Below are 19,061 nucleotides of genomic sequence, written 5' to 3'. Positions count from 1 at the left end.
AGGTTTCTGGATTTAGCGGGCGAACTCGGCGACGGGGCTGGCACCGCGCAGCTCGGGATCGGTGGCCGGCTTGAGGTTTTTCACATCGAGCAGCGCCGGGTTTTTCAGCCAGAAGATCAGCGAGGTACTGGCCAGCAGCACCAGGATCATCCCCGGCAAACCGCCGAGATTGGAGAGCATCTTCACCCCGTCGATGCCGATAAACGACACCATCACCCACGACACCGTACCGATGATCACGCCCCAGACAATCTTCAGCATCGGGTTGCCGTCGAGGTCGGAATCGGCGGTCACGCCCTTGCTGCACAGGTTGGCGATCACGTCGGTGCTGGAGTCCGCCGCAGTGACAAACGAGATGAAGGCGACAAACAGCAGGAACGCGATCATCAACCCGCTGGCCGGCAGTTGCTGAAACATCTGGTACAGCACGTGCTCCACGCCCTGCTCGTTGAGCACGCGGTTGAGGCTGCCATCGCCGAGCGCATCGAAGTACAGGCTGGTGCCGGAGAAGATGCAGATCCACACCGCCGTGAACAGCGCCGGAAACAGCATGTTGATGTGGATGAACTCACGCACGGTGTAGCCGCGGCCGATCTTGCCGAGGAACAGCGCACTCACCGGCGCCCAGGCAAACCACACCGACCAGTAGAACACCGTCCAACTCTGCGGCCAGGTGTCGCCACTGGCAGCGCCGGTGAACAGGCTGCGGCTGAAGAAGGTGTCGAGGTACACGCCGAGGGATTCGACGCCGAGGCTGAACATGTACAGGGTTGGCCCGCACAGCAGCACGAACAACCCCAGGGCCAGCATGATCCAGGTGTTGAACGAGGACAGCATCACGATGCCTTTTTGCAGGCCGCTGGCGGCCGAGGCGACAAAGGTGATGACGATGATCGCGATGATGATCGCCAAACGGAACGGCGTGGTTTCGCCGCCGATGTATTGGCTCAGGCCGCCGGCCAGGGTCAGTGCGCCCGTGCCCAGGGACGAGGCCATGCCGGCCACCAGCGCGAACATTGCCAAGGTGTCGATCAGCCCGGCGTAGCGCTTGACCCGCGCCGCGCCCAGCAAGGGTTCGAGCATCGCGCCAATCGAGAAGTTGCTGCGGCGGTTGTAGAACACCAGCGCAAATACCAGGGACGGCACCAGGTAGATGGCGTACGGGGTGATGGTCCAGTGCAGGAACATCGTCGACATCGCAAAGCTTTTCGCCGCCGAGCTGCCCGCTTCAATCGGCAGGCTGGTGGGCGGGCCGTACAGGTGGTAGAGCGGTTCGGCGGTGGTCCAGAACAACACACCGACCGCCAGCGTGGTGCACAGCGCCACCATGAACCAGCGCCATTTGCTCAGCAACGGCTGGGCGTCTTCGCCGCCGATGCGCACTTTGCCCAGTGCCGAAAAGTAGACAATCGCGGTCAACACCACCATGGCAAACGAGCCGGCACTGAACAGCCAGGAGAAGTTTTTCAGGATCAGATTATTGAGCTGCTTGCTCACCGCAAGGAACGCATTCAGGTCGATATAGCTGGCGATCACCGCCGCCAGCAGAATCAGGAAAGTTGGCCAGAACACCAACGGACGCAGTGGATATTTCATGGAGTGCCGTTCCCCTTGCAGACTATTTTTTTATCGCCTTGAAAGGCCATTGTTAGAGAGCGGGCACCGCAGCGTCCTGCTGCCGGTAGCTCGCCTGGAAGTCTTCGCGTGGCTATAGATAACCGTTTAAGCGGCAAGGGGCGCAATCGACCAATGTGCATGGGGGTATTCCGCCACGTCATGACGCACCAGCACAGTTCACGGGGTGTAGGCAGTGCACAACGGCAAGGCGTACGCGGGCAAACATTCAGGGGAGAGCCTTGCGAGCAAGGCGTAGCCACCGATAGAATGAGATGAATTCTCACTTGCATTACTTTGGTCAACAACACGCCCCATGCCCCTTCCAACCAGTCCTTACCAGAATATCGGCGACCTCTATCGCGACCATCGCGGCTGGTTGGTGGGCTGGTTGCGCCAGCGCCTGGGCAACAGCGCCGACGCGGCGGACTTGACGCAAGATACCTTCATCCGCCTGCTGGGCGCCAAGCCACGTACCCTCGACAGCCCGCGCGCCTACCTGGCCACCGTCGCCAATCGCTTGCTGATCAGCCTGTACCGCCGGCGTTCGTTGGAGCAGGCGTGGCTGGAAACCCTGGCCCACCTGCCCGAGCAGAACACCCCCTCGCTGGAGAGCCAGGCGCTGATTCTCGAAGCGCTGCATGAGGTCGACCAGGTGCTTTCGTGCCTGCCGGCCAGGACGCGCCAGGCTTTTCTGATGGCTCAACTTGAGGGTTACAGCCAAGAGGAAATCGCCAGCCACCTGGGTATCCATGTGCGCTCGGTGCAACGCCATCTGGCGCGCGCCTATGAGGAATGCATCATCCTGGCCACGACCCCAGCGTGAGTGCCCAGCCGATTGACCGGCGCATTGCGCGCCAGGCGGCACGCTGGTTCGTGCGCCTGCAAGGCAACGCCAGCCCACGTGATCGGGAAGCCTGCGACCACTGGCGCGCCAGCCATGCCGACCACGAGCGCGCTTGGCAATTGGCCGCAGGGTTCCACGCACGTTTCGACGCAATCCCGGCGGATATCGGCATGCCCGCGCTGGGCCGCCCGGCGAACCTTGATCGGCGCCACACTCTGAAACTGCTGACCTCCCTGATCATCGCTGCGCCGCTGGGCACACTCGCCTACCAGGCACTGCCCTGGCGGGAGTGGAGTGCAGACCAACGCACCGTGGCCGGCGAGCGTCGCGAATGCGTGCTGCCGGACGGCACCCGGGTGATGCTCAACACCGCCAGCGCCATGGACATCCGCTTTGACGGCCAGCAGCGCCTGCTGCGCCTGTACGCCGGCGAGATTCTGGTCAGCACCGCCGCCGACCCGCTCAACCGCCCACTCGTGGTGGAAACCGCCGAAGGCCGTTTGCGCCCGGTTGGCACGCGTTTCGACGTGCGCCAGCTCGACGGCAAAACCCGTATCGCGGTGCTGGAGGGGGCCGTGCAGGTCTATCCCGCTCACGCCAAGGATTTCCTGCGCCTGGAAGCGGGCCAGCAGACCGAGTTCAGTCGCGCCCTGATTGCGCCCGTGGCCACGCTGCAACGCAGCAGCAGCGATTGGACCCAAGGCGTACTGCGCGCGGAGAAAATGCGCCTGGCCGACTTTGCCCTTGAGCTTGGCCGCTATCGCCCCGGCCTGCTGCGCTGCGATCCGGCAGTGGCAGACTGGCAGATCTCCGGCACATTCCAATTACAAGACACCGACCTGGCACTGGCCGCCCTGGCCCGCACCCTGCCGGTAGACATCCGCACCCGCAGCCGCTACTGGGTGACCATCGCCGCCCGGGAAAGCTGAATTTCTCGCGTGTGTCGTGTTTTTCAGCCGCCATGCGTCCTCCTCGTAAAACAGCCAACACTCTTCGACGGGGAACACTCAATGCGGCAACCACAGCGGTACGTCCTACCCTTCCACTCCTTGGCCCTGGCAATACGCGGGGCGACCTTGGGCCTGCTGGTTGCAGGCTCGGTGGTGACCAGCCCACCCCTGCTGGCCGAACCTATCGGCCAGCAGCACGTGCGCCATTACACGATTCCCGCCGGCGCCTTGAGCACGGCGCTGGCCGAGTTCGCCAGCCAGGCCGGCATCACCCTGCCGATCGACCCGGCGCTGGTGGAAGGCAAGCGCAGTGCCGGGCTGAATGCCAACACCGGCATCGATGAGGGATTGCGCAGCCTGCTGCGTGGTAGCGGGCTAAATGCGGTCGCCTCCGGGGACGGCTCCTACACGCTGTATCCATTGGGAGATGGGTCAAGCATTGAGCTGGGGGCCACCAGCATCACCGGCCAACAACTGGGCCAGACCACCGAAAACTCCGGTTCCTACACCACGGGCAGCACCAGCACGGCGACCAAATTGCCCATGTCCCTGCGCGAGACTCCCCAGTCGGTGACCGTCATCACCCGCCAACACATGAATGACCAGGGCCTGGGTTCCATCGCCGAAGTCCTCGGGCAAACCCCTGGCGTGACGGTGATGCACGACGACAGTGAGCGTTACAACTTTTACTCCCGCGGTTTTGCCCTGGACAGTTTTCAGTACGACGGTGTGCCGACGTCAGACTTCACCACCAATACCAACGGCCTGGGCGTGCGCGACATGGCCATCTACGACCGCGTCGAAGTGGTACGCGGCGCGACGGGGTTGATGAGTGGCGTCGGCAGCCCGGCGGGGGTGGTCAACCTGGTCCGCAAACGTCCGACCAAAGACTTCCAGGGCTATGTCTCCGGCAGTGGCGGCACCTGGGATCGCTACCGCACGGAAATGGACCTGTCCGGGCCGTTGTCCGAAAACGGCGCGCTGCGTGGGCGCGTGGTGGCCGCCCATCAGGACAACCATTCATTCATTGATTACTACGCGCAGAAAAAGGACGTGTTCTACGCCATCGGCGAGGCCGATATCACGCCAGACACCACGCTGTACGCCGGCATCGACTATCAGAAAATCGACGCCGACGGCTCCAGTTTTGGCCAGCTGCCGCTGTACAACGCCGATGGCAACCGCGCCAACTTCAAACGCTCGACCAACCCGGCGGCCAAATGGACGTATGCCGACAGCCAAAGCACCAAATACTTCGCCGGCATCGAGCAGCGCTTCGACAATGACTGGCTGTTACGCGTAGAAGCCAGCCACTGGAAAGGCACCACCGACCAGTTGCAAGGCAACATCGTCGGCTGGGGGCCGTTCCCCGACGAGACGACCCACATCGCCGAACTGCAGCGCAGCCGCGTGACCTACACGATCAATGCCGACTCCGTGGATGCCTATGCGACAGGGCCTTTTTCGCTGCTGGGGCGTACCCATGAGTTGGTGGTGGGCTTGAATGCGAGTAACCGCCGCTCGGACTATCAGTCACTGGACGGTGGCAGCCTCAACGTGAACTACGAGACCTGGGGCAACAACCCGCCTCAGCCGGAGGCGTTCACCTTCCAACAGAGCCAGGGCTACAAGATCAAGGAGTCCGGTGGGTACGCGGCATTGCGCCTGAACCCGCTGGACGACTGGCACGTCATCCTCGGCAGCCGGGTCGTCAACTATGAGCGTGAAGGCACCCTGACCTACGGTTGGAAGCCCAATGATCCGTCGGACGACAGCGCCAAGAAAACCGGCAAGCTGGTGCCTTATGCTGGCATCGTCTACGACCTCAATGACATCCACTCGCTCTACGTCAGCTACACCGACATCTTCACGCCGCAGTCGTTGTTCGACAAAAACGACAAGGCGCTGGAACCGCTGACGGGACAAAGCTATGAAGCGGGCCTGAAGTCGGAATTTTTCGACGGTGCGCTCAACACCAGTTTCGCGGTGTTCACCATCAAGCAGGACAACCTGGGGGTGGACGACGGCGTTCGCACGGGAGGGCTTACGGCCTACAAGGCCGTCAGCGGCACCACCACCAAAGGGTTTGAAATGCAGTTGTCCGGCCAACTGACACCGGGTTGGCAGATGCTTGCCGGCTTCACCTACGCCCAGCCCCGGGACAAGGACGGCAACCGCATCAACACCAACCTGCCGGAGCGCCAGTTCAAACTGTCCACGGCCTACAAGCTCGAAGGTGCCCTGCGTGACCTGACGGTGGGCGGCAATGTGACGTGGCAGAGTTCAACCTATTCCGCCATCACCTACCCGATGGATGCGCGCGCCGACGAAGGCAGTTTCGCCGTGGTGGGGTTGATGGCGCGCTATGACGTGAGCAAGAACCTCAGCGCGTCGCTGAACCTGAACAACCTCTTCGACCGCGAGTACTACGCCGGCTACGGTCTGTATAGCAGCGCATTCTACGGTGACCCGCGCAATATGACGGTGGGCCTCAAGTACCAGTTCTGAACCTGATACGTCGTGGCGAGGGAGCTTGCTCCCGCTGGAGTGCGTAGCGCTCCCCAGATTTTGGGGCCGCTTCGCAGCCCAGCGGGAGCAAGCTCCCTCGCCACAACAAGCCTGCTCCTGCAAAAATCGCAGACGAAAAAAAGCCCGCTCAATGAGCGGGCTTTCTTGTGGTGACCTGGCGTTCAGTGTTCCAGGTTACCGAATATGGCGCAGCGGACGGGACTCGAACCCGCGACCCCCGGCGTGACAGGCCGGTATTCTAACCGACTGAACTACCGCTGCGCGTAACACTTGAAGCGAATGGTGGGTGATGACGGGATCGAACCGCCGACCCTCTGCTTGTAAGGCAGATGCTCTCCCAGCTGAGCTAATCACCCTTCGTTTCGGTGTGGGCGCATCTTACACCAAAAATCCGCAATGTCTTGTTTTATATGCAATTTATTTGAAATATTTTTCCAAGGGTGGAGGAAACCCCGTAAATACGGGCTTTTCGCCCCACAAACGCGAGTCTATTGCGTTTACCCGACACTTGGCCGCACAATTAAAAACCATTCTCAATAACGCTTGAGCCACGCCTATGTCTGTGGGTGAACCGCCCTTCCAACGGGAAATAACCGCGCTCTACAGCGAGCATCACGGCTGGCTGCTGGCGTGGCTGCGGCGCAAATTGGGCTGCCGGCAGAACGCGGCGGACCTGGCGCAGGACACGTTCGCGCGTATCCTCAACGCCCGCGAGTCGGTGGCAAGCATTCGCGAACCGCGGGCGTACTTGAGCACCACGGCGCGCCGCCTGCTCATCGACCAGGCCCGGCGCAAGCAGATCGAAAGCGCCTACCTGCAAGAGTTGGCGCTGACGGTGGACGCCCTTGAAGGGTTCCAGTCGCCGGAGCAGATCCACACCACCCTCGAGGCCCTGGAACAGATCGCGTTTATCCTCGAAGGCATGCACACCTATTCGCGCGAGGCCTTCGTGCTGTATTACCTCGAAGAACTGACCCAACAACAGATCGCCCGCCAGCTCAAGCTGTCGGAACGCACCGTGCGCAAGTACCTGATCCAGGCGCTTGTGCATTGCGGCCACAGCCTGGACACCTGAGCGCACATGCACGACGCCCGCCAACAGATCGAAGAACAAGCCGCCGAATGGCTGCTGCGCCTGCACGAAGGTGAGCTGAGCGAAGCCCAGCGCCTGGCGTTCGAATGCTGGAAGCAACAAGGCCCGCACTACGCCGCAGCCGCCGCACGCATGGAAGAAGTGATAACGCGCATGCAGGCCCTGCGCGATAAGAAATCACCGGCGCGGGCCGCCTTGAATGCCGCGTTTGCGCAACAGAAATCCCACCGTCGCAAGCGCGCCGTACGCGCCTTGGTGCTGGCGTGCAGCCTGGCGATTCCGGCCGCGGCGCTGCTCATCAGCCCTTACCCGCAACAATGGATGGCCGATGTGCGCAATGGCCCTGGCCAGTGGCAAACCCTGCAATTGGCGGACGGCTCGACATTGACCCTCAATGGCATCAGCGCGGCGAACCTGCATTTCGACAGCAAGCAGCGCCGCATTGAATTGCTGCAGGGCGAGATCCTCGTGGAGGTGGCCCACGACAGCACGCGGCCATTTATCGTGCAGACCGCCCAAGGCACCTTGCGCGCACTGGGCACGCGATTTGTGGTCAAGCGTGAGGGCGATGTCACTGTGCTGAGCATGTTGCAATCCCGCGTGGCGGCACAGAGCGCGAATGCCCAGCAGACCCTGGAAGTCGATGCCGGCTCCCGGGCGCTGGTCAGCAGCCACAGCGTGCGGCTGGCCGGCAGCATCGACCCCGCCAGCATCAACGAAGCCTGGCGCCGCCATCAATTGGTGGTGGAAAACCGGCCATTGCCCGAGGTGCTGGATGAAATCTCCCGCCATCGAACCGGGCGAGTGCAATTCGATCGTGCGGCGCTGCAAAGCCTGCGCGTCTCGGCCGTCATCCCCTTGGACGACAGCGATCACGCCCTGCAATTACTCGCGCAAACCTTACCGATAAGGGTCAGAAGTTTTACGCCTTGGCTGATCCTCGTGGACCCAGACGACACCGCCAATAAATAATTATTCGCATTTGCTTCCGGTTTTCTCGCAGCTGCCCGTCAAGAGAGGTAATTCGACACGTAAAGGATTGCCTTCACCATGCACACCCCTTCCTACCCGCGTGGGCGCTTTGGCCTACTGAAACTCGCGCCGCTGTCCCTGGCCATGCTCAGCGCCTCGGTGCTGAGCGTCAGCCCGGCGCACGCAGATAGCGTCAACGTCGCCGCCCAGGCCTACGACATCCCGGCCGGGCCGCTGGGCAGCTCGCTCAATCGCTTTGCGCAACAGGCCGGCGTGGCCATCGTGTTCCAGTCCCACGAACTGGAAGGTCTCAGCGGCCCCGGCCTCAAGGGCAGCTACGGCATCCAGGACGGTTTCGACCGGTTGCTGCTGGGCAGCGGTTATCGCGCGGTAAAAGGTGATCAGGTCTACGCCCTGCAACCGGCGCCCATCGCCAGCGATGGCACCATGGAACTGAGCCCGACCCAAGTCAGCGCCACCCAACTGGGCAATATCACCGAAGGCACGGGTTCCTACACCCCTGGCACGCTCGCGACCTCGACCCGCCTGGTGCTGACGCCCAAGGAAACCCCGCAATCGGTCTCCGTGGTCACCCGCCAGCACATGGATGATTTCGGCCTGACCAATGTGGACGACGTGATGCGCCACACGCCCGGCATCACCGTGTCGGCCTTCGACACCGAGCGCAGCAATTACTATGCGCGCGGCTTCTCGATCAATAACTTCCAGTACGACGGCATCCCTTCCACTGCGCGCAACGTCGCCTATTCGGCGGGCAACACCCTGAGCGACATGGCGATCTACGACCGCGTCGAAGTGCTCAAGGGCGCCACCGGCCTGCTCACTGGCGCGGGCTCCCTCGGCGCGACCATCAACCTGGTGCGCAAGAAACCCACCGCCGACTTCCAGGGCCACGCCACCCTCGGCGCGGGCTCGTGGGACAACTACCGCAGCGAACTGGACGTCAGCGGCCCATTGACCGACAGCGGCAACGTGCGCGGCCGGGCCGTGGCGGCCTACCAGGACAAGCATTCGTTCATGGACCACTACTCGCGCAAGAGCCCGACGTACTACGGCATCATGGAGTTCGACCTGTCGCCCGATACTCTGCTGACCGTAGGCGGCGATTACCAGGACACGTTGCCAAAAGGCTCGTCCTGGTCGGGCAGCTTTCCGCTAATCAACTCCCAGGGCAATCGCAACAGCGTCAAGCGCTCGTTCAACGACGCCGCCGAGTGGAGCAGTTGGGAGCAATACACCCGCACCGTGTTTGCCATGCTCGAACATGACCTGGGCAATGGCTGGGTCAGCAAGCTGCAACTGGACCACAAGATCAACGGCTACCACGCCTTGATGGGCTCGATCCAGGGCGACCAGCCCCAGCCGGATGGCACCGCGCAACTGACCTCGGGCAAATACACCGGGGAAACCGTCAGCGACTCCGCCGACCTGTATGTCAGCGGCCCGTTCAGCCTCGGCGGGCGTGAACATGAACTGGTGTTGGGCGGCTCGATCAGCGCTTCGGAATGGAAAGGCAAAGGCTATTGGAACCTGGACCCCAATATCGTCGACTTCAACAACTGGCACGGCCACGCAACGATGCCGGACTGGGGCCAGGCGCAATCACTGATCGACGACACCGTGCGCCAGACCGGCGCGTACGCGACCACACGCCTGAACCTGGCCGACGACCTCAAGGTGTTGCTCGGCGCGCGCCTGGTCAACTATCAGGTCACCGGCTACAACCCCAGCTACCGCGAGTCCGGGCGCGTGGTGCCGTATGTCGGCGCGGTCTATGACCTGAATGACACCTACGCGTTGTACGCCAGCTACACCGATATCTTCATGCCGCAGGAAAACTACAACCGCGACCGCGACAACAAGCTGCTGGAACCGGATGAAGGCCAGAACTGGGAACTGGGGGTCAAGGCCGACTATCTCGACGGTCGGGTCAATGCCAGCGCCGCCTACTTTGAAATCCACGAATCCAACCGCGCGCTGTCCGACGACGAGTACAACAACCTCAAGCCCACGCCAAACAATTACGCCTATAAGAGCAGCAAGGCGGTGACCAAGGGTTATGAAGTGGAGATGTCTGGTGAGATCGCCCCTGGCTGGCAGCTGCAAGCCGGCTACACCCACAAGATTGTGCGTGACGACAAGGGCGTGAAGATCTCCACCTTTGAGCCGGAAGACCAGGTCAAGCTGTACACCACCTACAAACTCAAGGGCGACCTGGACAAGTTGACCGTCGGCGGCGGCGTACGTTGGCAGAGCGTGGGTTGGCAGGACATCTACAACAGCCCGCGTGGTGGCTATGAAGAGTTTTCCCAAGAGGCCTATTGGCTGGTGGACCTGATGAGCAAATATCAGATCAGCAAGAACCTGTCGGCGACGTTGAACGTCAACAATATCTTCGACAAGAGCTACTACACCAATATCGGCTTCTATAACTCCGCTGCCTACGGTGAGCCACGCAATGTCATGGTGACCACCCGCTGGGATTTCTAAATACCTGTGGCGAGGGAGCTTGCTCCCTCGGCATAACAAGCGTGCGCCTACAAAAATCGCAGACAAAAAAAGCCCGCTCATTGAGCGGGCTTTCTACTTTCAATCATAGTTGAAGTTTGTTTTAACCTGGCCACCACGCCGATAGGACATCACAAAAGAACGCCAGCACTCACCGCGCTCCTTGGCGTTTTTATTGAGCTGCTTGGCAAGCATATACAGCGCCGTATCATCGAAATCAGTTCTGGCATCAGTGATCTCAACGCCGCCTCTCTCAACGGCCAAGCCTGTATCGATGAAGCCCTCGCCCACTGTTACGTCATAACAAAAATAATCATAACCATCGACAATACCGGCATCGATGATTGAAAAAATCTCTTTAACGACTTCGATATCTTCAGTAATCATTCTTCAACCCTCTGGAATCTGATCGTTCCCACGCTCTGCGTGGGAACGATCATAAATCGCAGACGAAAAAAAACCCGCTCAATGAGCGGGCTTTCCGTGGCGACCTGGCGTTCAGTGTTCCAGGTTACCGAATATGGCGCAGCGGACGGGACTCGAACCCGCGACCCCCGGCGTGACAGGCCGGTATTCTAACCGACTGAACTACCGCTGCGCGTAACACATGAGGCGAATGGTGGGTGATGACGGGATCGAACCGCCGACCCTCTGCTTGTAAGGCAGATGCTCTCCCAGCTGAGCTAATCACCCTTCGTCTCGGTGTGGCGCGCATTCTACGGAGCGACCCAAGGTCTGGCAAGCACTTTCTTAAATCTTTTTTTTGAGGCCTTCCAATGGCTTAGGCAGGGTTGGCCTCAGCCGCTATCAAGACAATAATGCCCCCCTTTGTATAAAGGAGAGACTCACCCCATGTGGTTCAAGAACCTGCTTATCTATCGCCTGACCCAAGATCTGCCTGTTGATGCCGAGGCGTTGGAAGCGGCCATGGCCACCAAACTGGCGCGCCCTTGTGCGAGCCAGGAGTTGACCACTTACGGTTTCGTCGCACCTTTTGGTAAAGGTGAAGACGCTCCCCTGGTTCACGTCAGCGGAGACTTCCTGCTGATCGCCGCGCGCAAGGAAGAACGTATCCTGCCGGGCAGCGTGGTGCGCGATGCACTGAAAGAGAAAGTCGAAGAGATCGAGGCCGAGCAAATGCGCAAGGTCTATAAGAAGGAGCGCGACCAGCTCAAGGATGAAATCATCCAGGCCTTCCTGCCGCGCGCCTTTATTCGTCGCTCGTCGACCTTCGCCGCCATCGCGCCAAAACAGGGCCTGATCCTGGTGAACTCGGCCAGCCCGAAACGCGCCGAAGACCTGCTGTCCACCCTGCGTGAAGTGATCGGCACCCTGCCGGTGCGTCCGCTCACGGTGAAAACCGCACCCACCGCGATCATGACCGACTGGGTCACCACCCAGAAACCGGCCGATGACTTCTTCGTCCTCGACGAATGCGAGCTGCGCGACACCCACGAAGACGGCGGCATCGTGCGCTGCAAGCGCCAGGACCTGACCGGCGAAGAAATCCAGCTGCACCTGACCACCGGCAAAGTCGTGACCCAACTGTCCCTGGCCTGGCAGGACAAACTGTCCTTCATGCTCGACGACAAGATGACCGTCAAGCGCATGAAGTTCGAAGACCTGCTGCAAGACCAGGCCGAACAGGACGGCGGCGACGAAGCCCTGGGCCAACTGGATGCGAGCTTCACGTTGATGATGCTGACGTTCGGCGAGTTCATCCCGGCGCTGGTTGAAGCGTTGGGCGGTGAAGAGACCCCGCAGGGCATCTAAACAACACCGCTCTCAAGTGGGCACAGTCAGTGTGGGAGCCGGGCTTGCCCGCGATGCAGGCACCTCGGTCCTCAATCAGACCGCGGTGATGCTATCGCAGGCAAGCCAGCTCCCACACAAGCCTGGCTCCCACACACGGTCCCATTGCCAATTCAAGAATTCCAATAACAAGGACACCCCATGCGCGCACTCGCCGCCCTGAGCCGCTTCGTCGGCAATACCTTCGCCTACTGGGTGCTGATTTTCGCGGTGCTCGCGTTCCTCGAACCCAGCTGGTTCATCGGCCTGAAAACCGCCATCGTGCCGCTGCTGGGCCTGGTGATGTTCGGCATGGGGCTGACCCTCAAGATTGATGACTTCGCCGAAGTCGCCCGCCATCCGTGGCGCGTGGCATTGGGCGTGGTCGCGCACTTCGTGATCATGCCCGGCGTGGCGTGGTTGCTGTGCCAGGCCTTCCACCTGCCGCCGGAAATTGCCGTCGGCGTGATCCTGGTCGGTTGCTGCCCAAGCGGCACTTCGTCCAACGTCATGACCTGGCTGGCCCGTGGCGACCTGGCGCTGTCGGTGGCCATCGCCGCCGTCACCACCCTCCTCGCCCCGCTGCTCACGCCGGCGCTGATCTGGCTGCTGGCCTCGGCCTGGTTGCCGGTATCGTTCATGGAGCTGTTCTGGTCGATCCTGCAAGTGGTGCTGCTGCCGATCGTGCTCGGTGTAGTCGCCCAGCGTGTGCTTGGCGAGCGCGTGCGCCATGCGGTGGATGTGCTGCCGCTGGTGTCGGTGGTGAGCATCGTGATCATCGTCGCGGCGGTGGTTGCCGCGAGCCAGGCGAAGATCGCCGAGTCGGGCCTGCTGATCATGGCTGTGGTCATGCTGCACAACAGCTTCGGCTACCTTCTGGGCTACTTCACCGGCCGCGTGTTCAAGCTGCCACTGGCACAGCGCAAGTCGCTGGCGCTGGAAGTCGGCATGCAGAACTCCGGCCTGGGCGCCGCATTGGCCAGTGCGCACTTCTCGCCGTTGGCGGCGGTGCCGAGTGCGCTGTTCAGCGTGTGGCACAACATTTCCGGGGCGTTGCTGTCGACTTACTTCCGCCGCATGAGCGAAAAGGAAGACCGTCGCATTCTGGAAAACACCCCGCAAACTTGATCGCCGGATGATTGTTCGGCACTCTAGCGAGCTTCGCGGGGACGACCCCGCGACGCTCTCAAGCGCCTAATCCGGGGACGACCCCACGTCTATATAGAGAGGGTCAGCATGTCCTGGATCATTCTGTTTTTTGCCGGATTGTTTGAAGTGGGCTGGGCCGTCGGCCTGAAGTACACCGACGGTTTCAGCAAGCCGCTGCCCACTGCGCTGACGATTGCCGCCATGGCGGTCAGCCTTGGGTTGCTGGGGTTGGCCATGAAGGAACTGCCGCTGGGCACTGCCTATGCGATCTGGACTGGAGTGGGCGCCGTGGGCACGGTGATTGCCGGGATTATCCTGTTTGGGGAGTCCATGGCGCTGTTTCGGTTGGCCAGTGTGGCGTTGATTATCTGTGGGCTGGTTGGGCTCAAGATCAGCGCCTAGGCCTCTGATCGTTCCCACGCTCTGCGTGGGAACGCATCTTGTGACGCTCCGCGTCACCCTCTTTAAAGCGGACGCAGAGCGTCCAGGGCAGCATTCCCACGCAGAGCGTGGGAACGATCGTAACTACCTGACACTCCCCCGCAACCCACCCACAACCTCCTGCAACCTGGCAGGCGTCGGCTCCTGCACCGCCTCCCCCGCCACCAACACCACCCGCGACCAGATCCGGTGAAACAACCCTTTCTTCGGATCGCGACTGAAAAAACTCCCCCACAACCCCTGCAACGCCATGGGAATCACCGGCACCGGCGTCTCTTCCAGAATCCGCGTCACCCCACCGCGAAACTCATTCATCTCGCCATCGGCCGTCAGCTTGCCCTCCGGGAAGATGCACACCAACTCGCCGTCCTTCAGATACTGCGCAATCCGCGTGAAGGCCTTTTCGTAGATCTGGATATCTTCATGGCGCCCGGCAATCGGAATCGCCCCGGCCGTACGGAAGATAAAATTCAGCACCGGCAACTGGTAGATCTTGTAGTACATGACAAAACGAATCGGCCGACGCACCGCGCCGCCAATCAACAACGCATCGACAAACGACACGTGGTTGCACACCAGCAACGCCGCGCCTTCATCAGGAATCGCTTCCAGGTTGCGATGCTCCACGCGGTACATGGAATGGCTGAGCAGCCAGATCATGAAGCGCATGGTGAACTCGGGAACGATCCTGAAGATGTAGGTATTCACCGCGATGTTGAGCAGCGACACCACCAGGAACAACTCGGGTATCGACAACTTGGCCACGCTGAGCAGCAGGATCGAGACGACGGCCGACACCACCATGAACAGCGCGTTGAGGATGTTGTTGGCCGCGATGACCCGCGCACGCTCGTTCTCGGCGGTACGCGACTGGATCAGCGCATACAGCGGCACGATATAGAAGCCGCCAAACACCCCCAACCCGAGGATATCGAACAACACCCACCAGGCCTGGCCGTAACTGAGCACGGCCAGCCAATCGTTGGCCTGCACGTTTTGCGGGAAGCCGCCGGAATGCCACCACAGCAGTAGGCCGAACACGGTCAACCCGAATGAGCCGAACGGCACCAGACCGATTTCCACCTTACGCCCGGAAAGTTTCTCGCAGAGCATCGAGCCAAGGGCGATGCCCACCGAGAACACGGTAAGGATCAACGTCACCACGGTCTCGTCGCCGTACAACCACTCCTTGGCGTAGGCCGGGATCTGCGTCAGATAAATCGCACCAACAAACCAGAACCACGAGTTGCCGACAATGGAACGCGAAACGGCCGGCGTCTGCCCCAGGCCCAGGCGCAAGGTGGCCCAGGATTCGCTGAAGATATTCCAGTTCAAACGCAGCCCCGGGGTCGACGCCGCCGCCCGCGGAATACTGCGGCTGGCGAGGTAGCCCAACACAGCCACGCCGACAATCGCCACTGCCACCACCGGTGCGTAATGGGTCGACGACATCATGATCCCTGCGCCAATCGTACCGGCGAGGATCGCCAGGAACGTGCCCATTTCCACCAGGCCGTTGCCGCCCACCAGCTCATCTTCGTGCAGGGCCTGGGGCATGATCGAGTACTTCACCGGGCCGAACAGCGCCGAGTGGGTGCCCATGGCAAACAGTGCCAGCAGCATCAGCTCCAGGTGGTTGGTGAGGAAACCCGTGGCGCCCACGGCCATGATCACGATCTCGCCGATCTTGATCGCGCGGATCAGCGCATCCTTGTTGAATTTCTCGCCAAACTGCCCGGCCAGCGCCGAGAACAGGAAGAACGGCAGGATAAACAGCAACGCGCACAGGTTGACCCAGATCGAGCGGTCACCGTCGATGGTCAGCTTGTAGAGAATGGCGAGGATCAGCGATTGCTTGAAGATGTTGTCGTTGAAGGCGCCCAGTAACTGGGTAATGAAAAACGGCAGGAAGCGCCGTGTGCGCAGCAAGGTGAATTGCGAGGGGTGGCTCATCGTCCGTGTTCCTGCGTGGCCTGTTTTTTTGTAAAAGCATTCAGGCCACGACTTTACCTAATCCGGCTTACTTATTCGCTAGTCCTGCAATACACGGCGAAACAAAAAGCTCACCTTTATAGGCCCCCTGCACGGTGCGCTTGGCGACGATCGCCCACATCAGCGCCAATGCCAGCACCAGCACGCTGCCAAACACACTGAAGAAGCCCAGGTGCAACAGGCTCGCCAGCTTCAACGTGGCCAGGGCATACACCCCCAACGGAAAGGTAAACCCCCACCAGCCGAGGTTGAACGGGATACCGGCGCGCAGGTAACGCAGGGTGATCAGCACCGCAATCAGCATCCACCACAAGCCGAAGCCCCACAGGGTAATGCCAGCCACCAGGCCCAGGCCGTTGGCCATCTCGCCGACGCCGGGCAAGCCATTGGCGGCGAAAATCGCGGGAGCATCACCGCCGAGCAGCAACATACCGAGAGCACCGGTGCCGATGGGGCCAAGGGCCAGCCAGCTCGACGCGGCCATGTTGGCGTGGGGCAGTTTATGCAGAGCCATGCGCAGCATCAGGATGGTCAGGATGCTGAACGCCACCGGCAGGGAAAACGCCCACAGCACGTAGCTGGTCACCAGCATGATCAGTTGCCCGTGGGCATCCGCCAGATGCGGCGCGAGCAGACCACCGCTGGCAGCAGCCACTTCGGCGGCCACCACCGGCAACAGCCACACGGCGGTCATCTGGTCGATGCTGTGTTCCTGGCGGGTGAACATCATGAACGGGATCAGCACGCCGCACGCCAAGGCCATCGCCACGTCCAACCACCACAGGGCTTCGGCCAGCGGGATGACATCGCTGCCCCAGCGCGGCAAGCCAAACAGCAGCAAGCCATTGAGAATGGTCGCCAACCCCATGGGGATGGTGCCGAAGAACATCGACACGGTGGAGTGCCCGAAGATCCGCCGCGCTTCGTGGAAGAACATCACCCAACGGGCGGCGTACAACACGCTGAACAGCACAAACAGGCCGATGGTGAAAAACCACAGCGCCTCGGCGATGGCCTGCACGCCCGGCAGGTTGACCGGCAATTGCGCCAACGCCAGCGCCAATACGCCGGTGCCCATGGTCGCGGCAAACCAGTTGGGGGTGAACTGGCGAATCACTTCCCGGGGCCGGGTCAAGTGGCTGAAAGGTTTGTAACTGATGGTATTCGAGCAAGTCATGATGGTTGTCCTCCTCCTCGCATGAGGTTGAGACCATGGTAGAACCGAATCGAATATCTATATAACGGGTAATTTCTCTAACTGTTATCTGTTTTACCTATAAGCGGGTCGCGCGAACCCTGCATCAACAAACCGGCCAGGGCACTCAGGGCTAGCACGATCAGCACAGCGCCGTAGCCGTCGGTGGTGGCGATCAGGCCGAAACTGCGGATCAGGTTGCCCGCCAGCAGCGACGGCAGGCAGAACGCCAGGTAACTCAATACGTAAAACGCCGACATCAAACCGGCGCGTTCATGGGGCAGTGCCAGGGGCACCACACTGCGCAAGGCACCGAGGAAACCCGCGCCAAAACCACTGCCCGCAATCAGCGTGGCGATGAAAAACAACGGCAGGCTGGCGCTGTGTACCGCCGTGAGGATCAACGCCACGCCGACAGCCAGCAGGCCTGCGCCCAAGCGCAAGACCTTGTCAGCCGGGCGATTGCGCAGGCTGAAAATCATCAGCGCCCCACTCAACGTCAGCACCGCCACCAACCCGCCACCGATCAGGTTAGAGGTGGAACCGGTCGCCGCCCGCACCAGCGACGGCGCCAGCGACAGATAGAACCCGCCCATTGCCCACACCGCCACGTCCACCGGCAGCGACAGCCATAACGCCCGCCGCGCTTGAGGCGGCACGTGCAGGGTCGGACGCAACGAAGCCAGTGCACCCGGGATGCGGCTGACGGTTTCTGCCAAGCGCCACACGTATATCGCCTGTAACACCATTAGCGCGAACAGCGTCCAGTAGATCATCTGCGTCGGCAGCGGCGCGAACTCCACCAGCAGGCTGCTGCCCATCGCCCCACACGCCATGCCCAGCAAAGGCGCCACGCTGTTGACCAGCGGGCCTTGCTGGCGGTCGGTGTCGAGCAAGGCCGCGCCGAGCACGGCGGTGGCCATGCCGGTGGCGAAGCCTTGCAAGGTCCGCGCAGCGATCAGCCAGGCCACGCTGCCTTCATTGATAAACAGCAACATCGCCAACATATCCAGGACCAGCGCGGCGAAAATCACCGGCTTGCGCCCCAGGTGGTCCGACAGCGAACCCACGGTCAGCAGCGCCGCCAGCAGGCTGATGGCGTAGACACCGAAGATCAGCGTGAGCATGCCTGCGGAAAAATGCAGACCTTCCTGATACAGGTGATACAACGGCGTCGGCGCGCTGGAAGCGGCGAGAAACGTCAGCAAGGTGATCGCCAGGAACACCAGGCTGGAACGATGAGTAGTGTGGCTGGACATGGGCACGCTCCGCTAAAGCTAATATTTTGCTTTTGCAGAGTGTGCTACTGGCCAGCGCTTAAAGCAAATTCTTTGTGTTAAGGTCGCAAACATGGCGATAAAAGAAGGCCTCCGCCCGGGGGGCCGTAGTGCCCGGGTCCAAGAATCCGTCCATTCGGCGGTGCGCGAACTGCTGGAAGCCCACGAGCGTTCCAGCGTGACCGTGCCCATGATTGCCGCGCGCGCAGGCGTCACGCCGTCCACCATTTACCGGCGCTGGGGCGACCTGTCCGCCCTGCTCGCCGACGTGGCCCTGGCGCGCATGCGCCCCGACAGCGAGCCGGCCAATACCGGCAGCCTGCGCGGCGACCTGCAAGCCTGGGCCGAGCAGTATCTGGATGAGATGAGTTCAGAACCGGGGCGCAACATGATGCGCGACGTGCAATGCAGCCAGACGCCGGGGTATTGCGTGGCGCTGATTGGTGGGCAGTTGCAGGTGATTGTGGAGCGGTATCCCGACAGTCCGGCGCCCAGCGTGGAGCGGTTGATCAACCTGTTGGCGGCGCCGACGGTGTTCAGGATTCTGTTTGCGAATGCGCCGTTGCAGGTTCAAGAGCTGCATGCGCTGATCGAGTTGGCGCTGAAGTAATAACAGCCCTGCACAAAACCCAATGTGGGAGCGGGCTTGCCCGCGATAGCGGTGCATCAGTCAACCTTTTGC

The 19,061-nt window shown here is 61.3% G+C and carries 15 protein-coding genes and 4 tRNA genes; 10 read left to right on the top strand and 9 right to left on the bottom strand.

All coding sequences use genetic code 11. The features are described from left to right. Positions 1–12: 12 nt before the first annotated feature. The gene (locus tag J1G37_RS10495; RefSeq protein ID WP_207041543.1) at positions 13–1,596 is read right to left on the bottom strand and encodes a BCCT family transporter; all 1,584 of its coding nucleotides are present in this window, start codon (positions 1,594–1,596) and stop codon (positions 13–15) included. A 334-nt stretch (positions 1,597–1,930) separates the two neighbouring features. On the opposite strand from J1G37_RS10495, the gene J1G37_RS10490 reads away from it, so the two are divergent. The 3 genes from J1G37_RS10490 (at position 1,931) to J1G37_RS10480 (ending at position 5,919) form a co-directional block, all read left to right on the top strand. Then, positions 1,931–2,440 (top strand): sigma-70 family RNA polymerase sigma factor, encoded by a 510-nt coding sequence (locus J1G37_RS10490; protein WP_207041541.1) that lies wholly within the window; start codon positions 1,931–1,933, stop codon positions 2,438–2,440. After that, on the top strand, positions 2,437–3,390 hold the full coding sequence (locus tag J1G37_RS10485) for a FecR domain-containing protein (RefSeq protein ID WP_207041539.1): 954 nt from the start codon (positions 2,437–2,439) through the stop codon (positions 3,388–3,390). Before J1G37_RS10490 ends, J1G37_RS10485 begins: the two co-directional genes overlap by 4 nt. Positions 3,391–3,471: 81 nt before the next feature. Next, complete coding sequence (locus J1G37_RS10480) at positions 3,472–5,919, top strand: TonB-dependent siderophore receptor (protein ID WP_242551513.1); 2,448 nt, start codon at positions 3,472–3,474, stop codon at positions 5,917–5,919. A 205-nt stretch (positions 5,920–6,124) separates the two neighbouring features. Here J1G37_RS10480 and J1G37_RS10475 read toward each other — a convergent pair. Continuing rightward, positions 6,125–6,201, bottom strand: a tRNA-Asp gene (locus J1G37_RS10475). A gap of 19 nt (positions 6,202–6,220) precedes the next feature. Then, positions 6,221–6,296, bottom strand: a tRNA-Val gene (locus J1G37_RS10470). 200 nt (positions 6,297–6,496) lie between these two features. Here J1G37_RS10470 and J1G37_RS10465 point away from each other — a divergent pair. From J1G37_RS10465 to J1G37_RS10455, 3 genes are all read left to right on the top strand, one after another. Then, positions 6,497–7,015, top strand: a complete 519-nt coding sequence (locus J1G37_RS10465) for a sigma-70 family RNA polymerase sigma factor (protein WP_207041538.1) — start codon at positions 6,497–6,499, stop codon at positions 7,013–7,015. Positions 7,016–7,021: 6 nt separating this feature from the next. After that, complete coding sequence (locus J1G37_RS10460) at positions 7,022–8,005, top strand: FecR family protein (RefSeq protein WP_207041536.1); 984 nt, start codon at positions 7,022–7,024, stop codon at positions 8,003–8,005. 78 nt (positions 8,006–8,083) lie between these two features. Continuing rightward, on the top strand, positions 8,084–10,516 hold the full coding sequence (locus J1G37_RS10455) for a TonB-dependent siderophore receptor (RefSeq protein ID WP_207041534.1): 2,433 nt from the start codon (positions 8,084–8,086) through the stop codon (positions 10,514–10,516). A gap of 99 nt (positions 10,517–10,615) precedes the next feature. Here J1G37_RS10455 and J1G37_RS10450 read toward each other — a convergent pair whose 3' ends face one another. The 3 genes from J1G37_RS10450 to J1G37_RS10440 all read right to left on the bottom strand — a co-directional run bounded on the left by J1G37_RS10450 (position 10,616) and on the right by J1G37_RS10440 (position 11,227). Further along, positions 10,616–10,921 carry a hypothetical protein gene (locus J1G37_RS10450; protein ID WP_124525275.1) on the bottom strand — a complete coding sequence of 102 codons (306 nt, stop codon included), beginning with the start codon at positions 10,919–10,921 and terminating at the stop codon, positions 10,616–10,618. Between the two features lie 134 nt (positions 10,922–11,055). Then, positions 11,056–11,132: transfer RNA gene (locus J1G37_RS10445), tRNA-Asp, on the bottom strand. Between the two features lie 19 nt (positions 11,133–11,151). After that, positions 11,152–11,227 (bottom strand) — tRNA-Val (locus J1G37_RS10440). A gap of 159 nt (positions 11,228–11,386) precedes the next feature. Between J1G37_RS10440 and rdgC the strand changes: the two genes are divergently transcribed. The 3 genes from rdgC to sugE all read left to right on the top strand — a co-directional run bounded on the left by rdgC (position 11,387) and on the right by sugE (position 13,876). Further along, on the top strand, positions 11,387–12,307 hold the full coding sequence (gene rdgC, locus J1G37_RS10435) for a recombination-associated protein RdgC (RefSeq protein ID WP_207041532.1): 921 nt from the start codon (positions 11,387–11,389) through the stop codon (positions 12,305–12,307). Between the two features lie 180 nt (positions 12,308–12,487). Beyond that, positions 12,488–13,453 carry a bile acid:sodium symporter family protein gene (locus J1G37_RS10430; RefSeq protein ID WP_207041530.1) on the top strand — a complete coding sequence of 322 codons (966 nt, stop codon included), beginning with the start codon at positions 12,488–12,490 and terminating at the stop codon, positions 13,451–13,453. A gap of 108 nt (positions 13,454–13,561) precedes the next feature. After that, positions 13,562–13,876, top strand: a complete 315-nt coding sequence (sugE, locus tag J1G37_RS10425) for a quaternary ammonium compound efflux SMR transporter SugE (protein WP_207041528.1) — start codon at positions 13,562–13,564, stop codon at positions 13,874–13,876. Between the two features lie 123 nt (positions 13,877–13,999). Here sugE and J1G37_RS10420 read toward each other — a convergent pair whose 3' ends face one another. From J1G37_RS10420 to J1G37_RS10410, 3 genes are all read right to left on the bottom strand, one after another. After that, on the bottom strand, positions 14,000–15,868 hold the full coding sequence (locus J1G37_RS10420) for an MFS transporter (protein ID WP_207041526.1): 1,869 nt from the start codon (positions 15,866–15,868) through the stop codon (positions 14,000–14,002). A 67-nt stretch (positions 15,869–15,935) separates the two neighbouring features. Further along, entirely contained in the window at positions 15,936–17,084 is a 1,149-nt protein-coding gene (locus tag J1G37_RS10415; protein ID WP_207041524.1) for a TDT family transporter, read from the bottom strand. Between the two features lie 77 nt (positions 17,085–17,161). Beyond that, positions 17,162–18,361, bottom strand: coding sequence for an MFS transporter (locus J1G37_RS10410; protein WP_207041522.1), 1,200 nt, complete (start codon positions 18,359–18,361; stop codon positions 17,162–17,164). 91 nt (positions 18,362–18,452) lie between these two features. Between J1G37_RS10410 and J1G37_RS10405 the strand changes: the two genes are divergently transcribed. Further along, positions 18,453–18,989, top strand: coding sequence for a TetR/AcrR family transcriptional regulator (locus tag J1G37_RS10405; RefSeq protein ID WP_207041520.1), 537 nt, complete (start codon positions 18,453–18,455; stop codon positions 18,987–18,989). Positions 18,990–19,061 lie beyond the last annotated feature (72 nt).

The sequence above is a fragment of the Pseudomonas sp. Marseille-Q1929 genome, assembly GCF_017316265.1.
In the GTDB taxonomy this organism is placed as follows: domain Bacteria; phylum Pseudomonadota; class Gammaproteobacteria; order Pseudomonadales; family Pseudomonadaceae; genus Aquipseudomonas.
The sequence above is the reverse complement of the archived record's forward strand: the minus strand, read 5'-3'. Positions and strand labels throughout refer to the sequence as shown.